Origin of the sequence: Collinsella sp. LCP21S3_A9, from assembly GCF_052118785.1 — a bacterium.
GTDB lineage: Bacteria > Actinomycetota > Coriobacteriia > Coriobacteriales > Coriobacteriaceae > Collinsella.
Genome location: NZ_JBQKGN010000030.1, coordinates 1 through 12734, shown reverse-complemented (window position 1 = coordinate 12734; position 12734 = coordinate 1). Strand labels below are relative to the sequence as shown.

General features: G+C 56.7%; 11 protein-coding genes. 8 read left to right on the top strand and 3 right to left on the bottom strand.

Features of this window, described 5'->3' with window-relative positions; all coding sequences use genetic code 11:
- The first annotated feature begins 208 nt into the window (after positions 1-208).
- The 4 genes from ACTQ05_RS09040 (at position 209) to ACTQ05_RS09025 (ending at position 4260) form a co-directional block, all read left to right on the top strand.
- Positions 209-1276 (top strand): glycerol dehydrogenase, encoded by a 1068-nt coding sequence (locus tag ACTQ05_RS09040; protein ID WP_441538916.1) that lies wholly within the window; start codon positions 209-211, stop codon positions 1274-1276.
- 144 nt (positions 1277-1420) lie between these two features.
- Positions 1421-2674, top strand: a complete 1254-nt coding sequence (locus ACTQ05_RS09035; RefSeq protein WP_441538914.1) for a 4Fe-4S binding protein — start codon at positions 1421-1423, stop codon at positions 2672-2674.
- 114 nt (positions 2675-2788) lie between these two features.
- Positions 2789-3865, top strand: a complete 1077-nt coding sequence (gene ychF / locus ACTQ05_RS09030) for a redox-regulated ATPase YchF (RefSeq protein WP_089572784.1) — start codon at positions 2789-2791, stop codon at positions 3863-3865.
- Positions 3866-3876: 11 nt separating this feature from the next.
- Positions 3877-4260, top strand: coding sequence for a DUF1648 domain-containing protein (locus ACTQ05_RS09025; RefSeq protein ID WP_154517947.1), 384 nt, complete (start codon positions 3877-3879; stop codon positions 4258-4260).
- 9 nt (positions 4261-4269) lie between these two features.
- Here the strand turns inward: ACTQ05_RS09025 and ACTQ05_RS09020 are convergent, their stop codons facing one another.
- Entirely contained in the window at positions 4270-4659 is a 390-nt protein-coding gene (locus tag ACTQ05_RS09020) for a hypothetical protein (RefSeq protein WP_441042349.1), read from the bottom strand.
- 76 nt (positions 4660-4735) lie between these two features.
- On the opposite strand from ACTQ05_RS09020, the gene ACTQ05_RS09015 reads away from it, so the two are divergent.
- Positions 4736-4954 (top strand): helix-turn-helix domain-containing protein, encoded by a 219-nt coding sequence (locus ACTQ05_RS09015; protein ID WP_427719445.1) that lies wholly within the window; start codon positions 4736-4738, stop codon positions 4952-4954.
- Positions 4955-5271: 317 nt separating this feature from the next.
- On the opposite strand, the gene ACTQ05_RS09010 is transcribed toward ACTQ05_RS09015, so the two are convergent.
- Positions 5272-6285: an asparaginase gene (locus ACTQ05_RS09010; protein ID WP_154517941.1), complete on the bottom strand. Its 1014-nt coding sequence runs from the start codon at positions 6283-6285 to the stop codon at positions 5272-5274.
- A 268-nt stretch (positions 6286-6553) separates the two neighbouring features.
- On the opposite strand from ACTQ05_RS09010, the gene guaA reads away from it, so the two are divergent.
- Complete coding sequence (gene guaA / locus ACTQ05_RS09005; RefSeq protein WP_441538912.1) at positions 6554-8152, top strand: glutamine-hydrolyzing GMP synthase; 1599 nt, start codon at positions 6554-6556, stop codon at positions 8150-8152.
- Positions 8153-8281: 129 nt separating this feature from the next.
- Here guaA and ACTQ05_RS09000 read toward each other — a convergent pair whose 3' ends face one another.
- Positions 8282-9496, bottom strand: a complete 1215-nt coding sequence (locus tag ACTQ05_RS09000) for an InlB B-repeat-containing protein (protein ID WP_441538910.1) — start codon at positions 9494-9496, stop codon at positions 8282-8284.
- Positions 9497-9833: 337 nt separating this feature from the next.
- On the opposite strand from ACTQ05_RS09000, the gene ACTQ05_RS08995 reads away from it, so the two are divergent.
- Together ACTQ05_RS08995 and ACTQ05_RS08990 are read left to right on the top strand one after the other, a co-directional pair.
- Positions 9834-11171 carry an LPXTG cell wall anchor domain-containing protein gene (locus ACTQ05_RS08995; RefSeq protein WP_441538908.1) on the top strand — a complete coding sequence of 446 codons (1338 nt, stop codon included), beginning with the start codon at positions 9834-9836 and terminating at the stop codon, positions 11169-11171.
- A gap of 103 nt (positions 11172-11274) precedes the next feature.
- Positions 11275-12348, top strand: coding sequence for an SDR family NAD(P)-dependent oxidoreductase (locus ACTQ05_RS08990; protein ID WP_441538907.1), 1074 nt, complete (start codon positions 11275-11277; stop codon positions 12346-12348).
- Positions 12349-12734: the final 386 nt, after the last annotated feature.

Sequence of the window (12734 nt, the reverse complement as noted above, 5' to 3'; positions counted from 1 at the left end):
GTAAGGGCTACCGCACGGGCCGATACTCAAAGCCCATTGTGGCATCCCGAGCCCGCGAAAAGAAGCTGCGCCGCGGGGGAGGCGACCCAAATGGCTTTCTCATATCGTCTTCTATGGTGCAATCTAACCTGTCCTCAATGCGCCAAGTTGCCACAAGGGGACAGGTGGCTTTGCACCAATCGTTGTTTGATGAAGGGCGGATTCTCGTATGGCGCTTCCTATGGTTTATGGCGGTCCCGGCCGGTATGTTCAGGGGCCGGGCGAACTTTCGCGTCAGGGCAGATACCTGTCGTGGTTGGGATGCTCCGCCTATGTCCTGTTTGACCAAGGCACCGAGGATCGGCTGTGCAGGCAGATCGTCGATGGATTTCTGGACGAAGATCTAAGCGAGCCGTTCTTTAAGATTTATGACGGTCCGTGTACGGAAGAGGCCGTTGTCGAAATGGCTAAGGAAGCCCAGGCTGAGTATTGCGACATGGTGGTGGGTATTGGCGGCGGCAAGATGCTCGATATCGCCAAGGCCGTTGCGTTTTATGCCGAGTTGCCGTTGTGCGTATGCCCCACGGCGGCTTCGATGGACGGCCCGTGCAGCGCGATTTCGGTGCTGTATCACGAGGATGGGTCGTTCGACCGCTATCTGATGCTCGAAAAGAATCCAGATTTGGTTGTGGTCGATACCGGCGTGGTCGCGGCAGCCCCGCTGCGTATGACGGTCGCTGGTATGGGCGACGCACTGGCAACGTATTTCGAGGCTCGTTCGTGCGCCGCGGCGCACGGCGCCAACGAGCACGGTGGCGCGCCGGGACACTTGGCCTTGGTTGCGGCTCGTGCCTGCTATGACACGCTTATGGAGTTTGGTGTCGCTGCCAAGCGCGATCTCAAAAAGGGCCGTATATCGCCGGCGGTTGAGCGACTGATCGAGTGCAATATCCTACTCTCGGGCGTCGGCTTTGAGAGCGGTGGCTTGGCGTTGGCGCATGCCATCGCCAACGGCCTGACGATTCTGCCCGAGTGCAAGGCCATGCATGGTGAGGCCGTGGCATTTGGCCTGGTGGTGCAGCTTCGTTTGGAGCGCGCGCCCGAGCTTGATCAGGTGCTCGAGTTTTGCCGGCGCGTTGGTCTGCCGACGACACTCGAGGAGCTGGGCCTTGGCGAGATTTCCGATGCCGACCTGCTGAGCGTTGCGGACGCAACCTTTAAGAACGAGCGCAATATGGCAAACGAACAGGCCAAGGTGACCAAACAAAAGCTCGTGCAGCTCATGTGCGAGGCATAGCTTGGCGCTTGATTGACCTTGTGCAATCGAGGCGGCGATAGGCCATTTGTCTCAAAGATGCGCCGCATGTAATTTGCCCGAGGCGTGGGCCGATGGCGTATCATTATCTCTTGCTTGTTTGCACTGCTCAGGGAGGGGCCGCGCATGGCGCAGGAACACGATCTGTTTGATGACATTATCGAGATCAGCAAGGGTTTCGACTTTCTTAAAAACCCGCTTGGCGGTGTGACCGATGCGCTCGATCCGTCGGCGCCGCAGTGGAATCCTGCCGACTACAAGGAGCGTCCGCGCGGCAACACCATTCCGTGCCTGACCTGCAAAAACGAAAAGAGCGGCTGCACTGCGTGCATGGATGTGTGCCCGGTCAACGCTATCGAGGTCGAGGAAGACTCCATCGAGATTCTCGATTCCTGCCGCAAGTGCGGCCTGTGCGCCGCTGTCTGTCCGACCGAGGCAATCATCTCGCCGCGCCTGGCGCCCAAAAACCTGTATGACGACATTGTCTCGGCGGCAACGAGCCACGAGACCGCCTACGTCACCTGCACACGCGCCCTCAAGCGCATGCCGCGCGAGAACGAGGTCGTCGTTGCCTGCGTGGGCGATATTACGGCCGAGACCTGGTTCTCGGTACTGGCGGACTATCCCAACGTGAGTGTGTACCTTCCTCTGGGCGTGTGCGATAAATGCCGCAACACCGGCGGCGAGGATATCCTGGGCGAGGCGATTGCGAAGGCTGAGGAGTGGTCTGGCACGGGTATGGGCCTGGAGGTCGACCCCAAGAACCTCAAGTGCCATAAGCTTCGCGAGTACGAGCGCAAGGAGTACATGGAAAAGATTGCCCGCACGACGGGTCTGACGGTGACCAAGCTCAACCCGGCGACGGCGGCGCTGGCCTCGGTGACGCAGAAGTTGAAGGCCCATCGCCATCAGATTACCCAGCTGGAGCGCACGCTCAACACCATGTGCGGCACCACGACGGCAAAGCGTCGCCGTTCGCTCACGCATGGGCGGCAGCTGGTGCTTTCGACGCTGCAGAACCATCCCGAGCTTGCCCAGAACATGCAGGTGAGTACGCCTGAGTGCGATTTTGACAAGTGCACGTCGTGTGGCGAGTGCGTCAATGTATGCCCCACGTTCGCCTGCGATTTGGTGGGAAGCGGCCGCTTCGCGTTGGAGTCCACGTATTGCTTGGGCTGCGGTGCCTGTGTCAAGGTTTGTCCCGAACATGCGCTCAAGCTGGTCGAACACGATGCGTCCAACTTGGTTGTCGTCGACCCCGAAGCCGAGGAAAAGGCCGCTCAGAAGGCCAAAGCCCACGAAGAGGCCCAAAAGGTAAAAGCCGAGGCGAAGGCCAAGCTCGACAAGATGCTCGACCAGGTGGAGAAGCTCGCGGACTAGCCAGCTACCCCAATCTCTGCTTCATTTGCGCCGCCGCGGTGTCCGGATTCGCCCGGATGCTGTGGCGGCGCTATACTTATGCAGTTTGAAGTACCTGTACCAAAAGGAGCTGTCGTGTCCCTTTCCATCGGTATCGTGGGCCTGCCCAACGTGGGCAAGTCGACGCTGTTCACCGCGCTTACCAAAAAGACCGGCCTTGCCGCCAACTACCCGTTCGCCACGATCGACCCCAACGTGGGTATCGTCGATGTGCCCGATAGCCGCCTGCAAAAGCTCGCCGACATTGTCAACCCTGGCCGCATTGTGCCGGCTACGGTCGAGTTTGTCGACATCGCGGGCCTGGTGAAGGGTGCCAACGAGGGCGAGGGCCTGGGCAACCAGTTCTTGGCAAACATTCGCGAGACCGACGCCATCTGCGAGGTCGTGCGCTACTTTAAGGATCCCAACGTCATGCGTGAGGTGGGTCGCACGGGCGAGTTCGTCGATCCCGCCGGCGATGCCGACACCATCATGACCGAGCTCATCCTGGCCGACATGGGCACGCTCGAAAAGCAGCTGCCTAAGCTCGAGAAGGAGGCCAAGCGCGACAAGGAGCTCATGCCCAAGTTTGAGGTCGCCAAGCGCCTGCTCGCCTGGCTCAACGAGGGCAAGCGCGCCGCGTCCATGGAGATGACCGACGAGGAGCGCGCCGCTGCGAAGGGCCTGTTCCTACTCACCATGAAGCCCATCTTGTATGTGGCCAACGTGGACGAGGACATGCTCAACGAGGACCTGGCGCCCATCGATGGCGTCAAGCCACTGCCGATCTGCGCCAAGATCGAGGCCGAGCTTTCCGAGCTCGATCCCGAGGATGCGGCCGACTACCTGGAGAGCCTGGGCCTGGAGCAGCCCGGCCTGGACGTGCTCGCGCAGGCAGCCTACAAGCTGCTCGGTCTGCAGTCGTTCTTTACGGCTGGCGAGATGGAGGTCAAGGCCTGGACGGTGCGTCAGGGCGCGACCGCCCCGCAGGCCGCCGGTGTCATCCATACCGACTTTGAGCGCGGCTTTATTAAGGCCGAGGTCATTGGCTATGACGACTACATCGAGCTCGGTGGCGAGCAAGGCGCCAAGGCTGCAGGCAAGCTGCGCATCGAGGGCAAAGAGTATGTCATGGCCGATGGCGACGTCGTGCACTTCCGCTTTAACGTGTAAGGACGGCGAGCATGTTTAAATATGGAAAAAAAGCTGGCTACATGGGCATCGCGCTGCTGGTGCTTGCAGTGCTTCCGCTGGTGGTCGCAGCGTTTGTAATCCCCAACATTGGTCCCGAGGTGGCAACAAAGTTTAATGCCGCCGGTGAGGTGACGCGCTGGGGCAAGAGCTACGAGCTGCTGGCATTGCCGGTGCTCAACCTGCTGCTGAGCGTGGCGACGTACTTTACGGCGGGACGCCAGGCAAAGAACAATGAGGACTCCGCCGCCATGGCGCGCATCGTGTGCGAGCGCTACCTGCGAAACGGCTGCATCACGGGCGCATTCCTCAACGTAATTAACGTCTACTTTATGTATTCGGCGATTACCGGCACAGGCTTTGGCCTGGGCTTTTAGCTTGCGCCTTTAGGCAACGAGCCTGCAAGCATATTCGATGGCTGCTGCGAGGCCGCCGCTCGATCGTGGTTGAAAGACCACATCGGCGGCGGCCTCGTTTTCGTATCCGGCACCGCGAAGGCAGAGCGCGATACCGGCTTCCAAGAGAAGGGGCAGGCCACACTGGCTGGTTGTGATTACGGCAGCCTGATTGAGTGAGCAGCCGTGCGCTTGGCATTGGATGGCAAGTTCACCTTGCGCCGGGCAAGGGACCAAAACGGCGGCGACGCGACTTGATAGCAATGCAAATGCTGTGCGCTCATCGGGCGAAAGGCATTCTGCTTCAACGACGACGAGCTTGGGCGGTGCGCTGTTTGTGCGAAGCGTGGCTCGGTACATGCGGACCGAAGAACCCGACATAGAAAACTCCTGTATATTGGGCAAAACGTAAACTATAGTTTACGTTTTTGTTTTGCTCCATTTCAAACTCGTCTGCATGAACGAACATGCGAAACAGATTCTTGGCGAGCGAGTCGAGCGGACGCGCAAGGCCCTTGGTATCTCCAAGGTCGATTTTTGCGTGGCGGTTGGAATCAGCCGACCTTATCTCGATCAAATCGAAAGCGGAACGGCAAACAGCACGCTCGAGATTTTATTTAAACTTGCGCCCGCGCTTGGCATGACGGTGTCAGAGCTTCTCGAGGGCATTGAGTAGGCGTTTTTGCTAGATTTGTCGTTTGCTGAACGGGTCCCCCCGACGGCGGCGTGCAAAAACCCGAGTATTCAGCATCCCTCAATAAATTGACAGCAACCGAAGGCGCAAATACGATGCTTGCTGTTTTGGATTATCCACAAAATTCATTATTATGAGGAATAATAGACGCGTGGGACAAGCCTATCGAACCGAAAAGCGATTTACAGCTAGCGGTTTTAACGTTTCTGGAAGGGGCGGGTGCTGAAAACTCCGCTTTTTGCACGTTCCGAGAGGTACCACGTGCCCCACAAGGCCCAAAGAGGCGGATTTTGTTTTAGCTACACCATCGGGATGCGGTCATGGTTGACTTGGCTGTAGAACAGGCGCTGAATTTCGGCCGCATCACGTGACTGGCCGAGCGCCCACATGGTCTTGGCCACGAGCGTTTCGGTGGTCATATCGTCGCCGCGTAAAATACCCGGATGGTCGGCGTAGGCACGGCCGACCTCATAAACACCCAGATCGAGGCCCTCTTCGGGGACCTGTGTGGTCATAACGACGGTGCGACCCGAATCGACCCAGCGGAAAATCGCCTCCTGGAATGACTCGCCGGACTCGCCAAACTCGGGAATACCGCCAATGCCAAAGGTCTCCAGAATTACGGCGTCGTAGCTATCGGTCAGGGCGTCCAATATGCCTGGATTCACGCCGGGCGTGAGCTTAAGGACAAACACGCGCGGGTCGATACTGTCGTAGAAACGAACCGGGCTCTCATTCTGGTGGGTGCCGTGGAGCCCGTTGCGCACGATGCGGTCGTTGCGGATGTAGGCAATGGGCGGATAGTTGACGCTAATGAACGCGTTAAAGCTCATGGTGCGCTGCTTGCGGGCGCGCGTGCCGGCGATGGCCACACCGCCAAACACGATTGAGACGTCGTGCGAATGCTCGTCAAGCGCATAGAGCAGGCTCTGGTACAGATTGAGCTTGGCATCGGTAAAGGGGTTGCCCATGGGCTTTTGCGAGCCGGTGAGCACGATGGGCTTGGGGCTGTCCTGAATCAGGTAAGAAAGCGCCGCCGCGGTGTAGCTCATGGTGTCGGTGCCGTGCAGAATCACGAAGCCGTCGTGGTCAGCATAGCCCTCGACGATGACGTCGCGGATCCGCATCCAGTCACTCGGACGCATATTGGTGCTGTCGATGTTCATGGGCTGCACGACGTCGAGCTCGCAGAGGCCCGAGATCTCGGGGACGCTCTGGGCGAGCTCCTCACCGGTCAGGGCGGGGGAGAGGCCGTTGCCGTCCTCGGTCGATGCGATGGTGCCGCCCGTGGCGATGAGAAGGATGCGCTTCATGCTGGTATTCCTATCGTATTTGCCGCCGCAGAGGCGGAGTCGTTCGGCAGTATTGTGGCACAGGGCGTCCAATGTTCAAACGTATTACATCATCTGTAACGTTTGGTAACACTTCAATTGCCGTCAAATAGGGGCCCAGGTCGTGCGTTTGCCGTGCGCTGATGGCTGCGAGGGGCGAGAAACCCCATATAACGTGTACACTATGAAAGTTATTCTCGTTTATTCGCGCGGGTGGGCATCGGCTCCCCGCCAACAAGAGGGGGAAACCATGGATCAAAAGGCTTCCGCAAAGGTCCTCGTACTCGACTTTGGTGCGCAGTACGGTCAGCTCATTGCCCGTCGCGTCCGCGACCTCAACGTGTATTCCGAGATTGTTCCCTGCGACATCTCGGCCGATGAGATTCGCGAGATGAACGCCTCTGCGCTCATCCTTTCCGGCGGCCCGGCCTCCGTGTATGCCGAGGACGCTCCGTCCATCGATCCTGCCATCTTTGACCTGGGCCTTCCCGTCCTGGGCTTCTGCTACGGCCATCAGATCACGGCCGTGACGCTCGGCGGCAAGGTCGGCCACTCAGAGGTGGGCGAGTACGGCCGCGCCACTATTACGCGCACTGCCGGCGCCAAGCTCTTTAACTCCACGCCCATGAAGCAAACCGTGTGGATGAGCCACCGCGACGCCGTGTCCGAGGTGCCCGAGGGCTTTACCGTTACCGCCAGCACCGACGTGTGCCCGGTTGCCGCCATGGAGTGCCCCGAGCGCAAGATTTTCACCACGCAGTTCCACCCCGAGGTCAAGCACTCCGAGTACGGTCAGCAGCTGCTGAGCAACTTCCTGTTTGAGATCTGCGGCCTGGAGCCCAACTGGAGCATGGACAACCTGGTCGAGACCATGACGGCCGAGTTCCGCGAGAAGGTCGGTAACGACCGCGTGATTCTGGCCCTGTCCGGTGGCGTCGACTCCTCCGTCGTGGCTGCGCTGGGCGCTCGCGCCGTGGGCAAGCAGATGACCTGTGTGTTCATCAACCACGGCCTGCTGCGCAAGGGCGAGCCCGAGCAGGTGGAGGAGGTCTTCACCAAGCAGTTCGATGTCGACTTTATCCACGTTCACGCCGAGGACCGTTATGCCGAGCTTCTGGCCGGCGTGACCGAGCCCGAGGAGAAGCGCCGCATCATCGGTACTCAGTTCTGGAAAGAGTTCTTCGCCGTGGCGCAGCAGCTCGAGACCGATGGCAAGCCGGTCAAGTACCTGGCTCAGGGCACCATCTACCCCGACATCATCGAGTCCGGCGCTCGCAAGACGGGCGGCAAGACGGCCACCATCAAGAGCCATCACAACCTGATCCCGTTCCCCGAGGGCGTACACTTCGACCTCATTGAGCCGCTTGATCACTTCTTTAAGGACGAGGTCCGCGCTCTTGGTCTGGCACTGGGCCTGCCGGGTCATATCGTGTTCCGTCAGCCTTTCCCGGGCCCGGGTCTGGCCATCCGCATCATCGGTGCGGTCGACAAGGAGAAGCTCGAGATCCTCAAAAACGCCGACGCTATCGTGCGCGAGGAGCTCGACGCCTACAACCAGCGCCTGTTTGAGCAGACCGGCGAGCGCAACTCCGAGCACAGCTGCTGGCAGTATTTCGCGGTCCTGCCCGACATCAAGTCCGTTGGCGTTATGGGCGACGAGCGCACCTATCAGCGCCCGATCATCCTGCGTGCCGTCGAATCCAGTGATGCCATGACCGCCGACTGGGCCAAGCTGCCCTACGATGTGCTGGCCCGCATTTCCGGCCGCATCGTTGCCGAGGTTCCCGGCGCCAACCGCGTGTGCTATGACATCACGTCCAAGCCGCCCGCGACCATTGAGTGGGAGTAGGAGAAAACTGGGAATAGAATTCCCAATTTTAGTAGGAACAGCGTAATTAGGTACGCGAATGGGAAGGGGAGTCCCGCGGGACTCCCCTCTGTTTAGATCGAGAATTAGAACGGTAACGTCACGTATGCTTTATACGTGCTTGCATTTGCGATACGCGGCTAACGCGATGCCGACTGCTATCAGGGCTGCTGCACTGAAGCAAAGGGATGCCAGGAGTGCCATCTGGTTGTCACCGGTCCGGGGGATTGTTGAGTTGGTGGGAGCGGAGTCGGCATTCTTCTCCCACTGGGCGTACAGGGTAGTGTCCTGGTCTGCGTTCTTCTTGGGGTCGAAGGCCTGCTTGCCTTCCTTGTCGTAGGTCCAGCCCTTGAAGGTGTAGCCTTCAGCGGTGGGATCATCGATAAGGGTGATGGGCTTGCCCTTCTCGGTCTGCTTGGTCACACTGTCGCCGTGGCCGTTCATGTCGAAGGTGACATCGACCATTTCGATGATGGGAGTGGAGGGAGCTTCCCAGACAGCCGTGAAGGTGATGTTTTCTTTAGCGGTGTATTCGCCGATAAAGGGATCGGTGCCTTCGGAGCCCTTAGGAATCCAGCCTACGAACTTGTAGTCGCCGTCAGTGCCGAGGTCAGGGAGTTCGACGACTTGGCCCTTGTTCACGGTCACGGCTTCAGGTGCGGTCCCGAATTCGGATTCGAAGGAAACGGTGACCTTTTCCTTTTCGGTCCATTTGGCGTAGACGGTCATGCTTGTAGCGGCGGTGCCGTTGAACGAGGTGGTGAGGCTCTCATCGGTGAACCAGCCGCCGAAGTCATAGTCGGTATCGGTGGGCTCGGGCAGGGTGACGGACGTCCCCTTCTTGACCTTAATGGGGTCAATCTGGGCTCCGTGGCTGTTCATATTGAAGGTCACGGTGACGGTTTCGTAAAGCTCTGCTTTAGTGAATCGGGTAGTGGGTTTCGAGCCTTCAATGGAAGATGCTGCTTGATTGGTAGGAAGAATATCTTCACCAAAATAGGCGGTTAATACTGATCCATCTTCCGTTGTCAACTCAAGGACAGATGGGTGAATTGTATCTCCGCCGTTATTCGTGAAATGGGCCTCCAGGTGATCGTTCGAGCTATCTATTTTTATTTCAAGCGAAAGGTTCTTTTCATTTGCTTTAACGACGCCATATCCCGGCGCTTTGACTTCATTCCAAGTGGCAATGGGTCCCTCGCCTTCAGCCCAAGCGTAATTCTGGGCGCCGGAGAAGGTGAAAGCGCAAACGCCGACTATGGCTGCGAGCGTGAGGACGAAAACCGTCCGGCGCCTGGCCAAGGTCTCTTTAACCTGTATCTTCATCGTATCCTCCAATTCAAGCGTGCGTTCCCTATTGCAACATTGCATTTCATGTTAACAGAGAATTCTTTTCGGGCATGTCCCTTGCTCGGCTCGGGCTTGCTCTGGACGGGGATGCTTCGTGGTCTTGATGGGGTGGGTGCCTAATTCGAAGGAGGCAGAATCTGGTTTGGTGGCGCAGAAAAGTAACAAATATGATTTATTAGAGGGGTAATTACATTCAACCGACGCATAGCCAACAAAGATTCGGTTATTCTTTACCAAATCGAAAAAACGCAGCAACACACTGTACGTCGTGTTGCGTTTTACGTTGGTTCAATTCGATGCGATTGGAGCAGACATGAGCTTCATGGATTCCAAATTCTCCAAATGGGGAGAGGTCGAAACTGCAGTTTTCTCCCAATCGCTTGCGAAAAGATTTGCGAGGGTGATGCTGGCGGCAGTTCTGGCAGCATCTTTTCTGCCCGTCGCAGCTTTCGCTGATGGGGGCGGGGCGGTAAGCGATCCCGTTGGCAATGCATTCAAAGGCCCTGATAAGATTCAGTACGGCGTTGCTGCACAATATACCAATATAACATCAAGGTCTGAATATAAATGGGATTATATTCGTGACAATGACGGTGGAGATGTCGCAATCTCGTATCTTGATAATCTTTATCCTAATCACAAGACCGTTTCTGTAATGGGAACTCAAGTCGGCCACGTGACCTTGGTGGTTTCGGGAGGTGATGTGGATGAGGAACGATTCGAAATCGAGATTACAAAGCGTAACGTAACTCTTAAGTCCACAAACGTCTCAAAAACCTATGACGGCGAACCTCTTGCCTGTCCCGTATCAGTTGATCCTGGTTTTGCTACGTTTGACGATGTTTATTGCATATCGACTAGTTCTCGGACCAATGTTGGCATAACGAATAATAATACGTTTGAGATAATATTTATTAAGGGTAGTCCCGACTCTTACAATATTACCAAGTTTGAAACAGGTATAGTGGAGATCACACCACGTGTGGTCACCCTGACCTCCGCGAGTGGTTCCAAGGAGTACGACGGCAAGCCCCTGACCAATCACAAGGTCACCGTTGGGGAGGCTGCCCGGGATACTGGTTGGGTCGATGGCCAAGGTGCCACCTATTCTTTCACCGGCTCGCAGGAGATCGTCGGCTCCTCCGAGAATGCATTCGAATGCATCCCCAACGAGGGAACCAATCTGGACAACTATCAGATCAACAAGACGTACGGAACCCTGACCGTTACCGACCGTAGCGAGAAGTACCAGATCACCCTCACTCCCAATTCCAAGTCCGTGGCCTACGACGGCACCGAGAAGTCCGCATCCGGTTTCGAGACCCTGGAGTTCCAGGTCAATGGTCAGACCTTCTACGTTTCCGGCGTTGAGGCTTCTGCAACGGGCACCGATGCAGGCGAGTACCCTGTCAAGGTTTCCGGCCAAGCTGTCGTCATCGATTCCGATGGCAATGACGTGACCGACCAGTTCACCGTGAACATCGACGATGCCAAGCTGACCATCGTCGGGGTCGACTCCGATAAGTCTGCATCCAATCTCCCTCACACCGGCGATAGCGCCGCCCTCTATGCAATGGGCATCTGCGGCGTTGCGATCGCTGCCGGTGCTGGGGCGCTCTTCACGTTCAGAAAACGCAACAACTATAAATAAGCACGGATACCATTGGTGCAGCTCCATTGAAATGAAGCGCTAAGATAATCAGCAAAGGGGCCTTCCCGTCTGGGAAGGCCCCAACTTTGTGCGCGAGCATGGCATGTCAGAGAGCAAGCGTTTTGTTGAGGGGGTAAATTGTTTGCTAGCAGCCTCTGACCATGCTAAATCTGCCTACTATTCAAACAGAAAAACGAGCAGCTCAACATATTTTCCTGCAGAAAAGAATACGGCAGTGCACGCAACGCGGCCGGCCCCTTCCCTTCCTGCCGAAATCCACACGCCTGCCATCCGCTTTTTCTATGCAAATATTCACAAACACGCAAAAAAGGAATACAAATACCTTATCGATTATTTGAACGAGAAAGGGAACACAATGGGCAGACTCGAAGGCAAAGTTGCTATCGTAACGGGTTCCACCAGCGGTATTGGCATCGGTATCGCAAAGGTATACGCAGCCGAGGGCGCAACGGTTGTTATTAGTGGTCGTCGTGCCGAAAAAGGCCAAGTTGTAGTTGATCAAATTGTTGAAGCAGGCGGCAAGGCAAGCTTCCACTATTTCGACATTACCGAACCAGCAAGCATCGAAGCGCTTATTGCAGACACTGTAGAGCAATACGGCAAGCTCGATATTTTGGTAAACAATGCAGCAAACGTTGCCCTCAAGGACGGTCGTGTTGACGAGCTCACCCTTGAAATGTGGGACGCTATTTTGGAAAGCGACCTGCGCGGCACCTTCTATGCAACGAAGTGCGCTATCCCCTACATGAAAGAAATTGGTGGCGGCGCAATCGTAAACATTGGCTCTATGGCATCATGTGCAGGCGACTTAGGTTCTACCGCTTATGCATGCGCCAAGGCGGGCGTAGACATCTTCACGCAATACGTTGCCTTGCAATACGGCAAAGACAACATCCGCTGCAATTGCATCCGTCCAGGCCTGATTGTTACGCCAGAAAACGAGGCGAAGGTTCCTCAGATGCTCAAAGATATCTTCTTGGGTAGCATCATGGTTAACCGCTACGGTTGCCCAGAAGACATTGCTCATGCAGCCGTATATTTTGGCTCCGATGAAAGTACCTACACCACAGGACAGATCATCAACGTTGACGGCGGCATGAATTCGCACGCTCCAACCGTTGCTCAGTTCCGCCAGATGAATTCCCGCACGTGGTAATTCGTACAGGCGCATAGACCAGTACGAAAGCGCGAACGCGAGAATGCGGAAAGCGTGAACGTATGAACGCATGAACGTGCTAGAGTGTGAAAGCGCGAAGGCGCGCAGGACTGATGCGCGAAAGCACACCACGCACGCAAAAGATTTCTTGCAGATAGAATCTACATGGCCACCCTTTGCGGGTGGCCATGTTTTTTGTGCAGGCAATCTGTTGGCTAAGGCTTATAGGACAAAATGTGTGTCCACGTTGGGGGCATCGGCGCAGGTCGATGCCCCGGTGACGCATAATTTCTTTCGCAAATTGACAACCGCATAGCGGAACACGGCCCATACCCCGTCATATGATTTCTAGCGACTAAACAACAAATCACCGACGAAGGGGGCAC